This window comes from Streptomyces xylophagus (genome assembly GCF_000716435.1).
Classification (GTDB): domain Bacteria; phylum Actinomycetota; class Actinomycetes; order Streptomycetales; family Streptomycetaceae; genus Streptomyces; species Streptomyces xylophagus.
The window spans coordinates 1-426 of sequence record NZ_JNWO01000148.1 but is presented as its reverse complement, the minus strand read 5'-3'; the positions used below and the strand labels follow the sequence as shown (position 1 = coordinate 426).

The window sequence follows — 426 nt, the reverse complement described above, 5'->3', positions numbered from 1 at the left end:
CATCTAGCCCCTCAATTAGTTCGGTTTAAACGGCGGGGACCGGCGTCGCGGCCGGAGCATCCGGCACGACTTCGAGATCGCCCTGCTTGATTGCACGCGCATAGAACGCGTTGCGCTCGACCAGCACGCCCTCAGCGGGCACGGGCTGGAAATCCCTTTCGGGCATCAAGATCAAACGCCCCTGAACGGGGCGCACAGTCACAGCTTGCGTCATGGAAGCTCCAATGTGTTGTCGACCTCGATGCGCCCATCGGGGCCATGCTTCTTGCCCTGCGCAGCCAGAAGATTCGGGTCTGCTTCGGGGCCAATGGCGTCGACCTTGATCCCGATCTGGCGGAGCAGCGGGAGGTAGACAGTCGGGTTCTTGTTGCCACCGAGCACGTTGAGCACGTTCTGCATGCTCGGCGAGCTGCACATGGCTTGCAG

Annotated in this window: 2 protein-coding genes; both read right to left on the bottom strand. The window is 62.0% G+C overall.

What is annotated here, in order from left to right; genetic code table 11:
- Positions 1 to 25: 25 nt before the first annotated feature.
- On the bottom strand, positions 26 to 214 hold the full coding sequence (locus OO70_RS50735) for a DUF2635 domain-containing protein (RefSeq protein ID WP_030529720.1): 189 nt from the start codon (positions 212 to 214) through the stop codon (positions 26 to 28).
- The coding region (locus OO70_RS50730) for a hypothetical protein (protein ID WP_043688423.1) at positions 211 to 426 on the bottom strand (216 nt) is incomplete at its 5' end. The genes OO70_RS50735 and OO70_RS50730, both read right to left, overlap by 4 nt.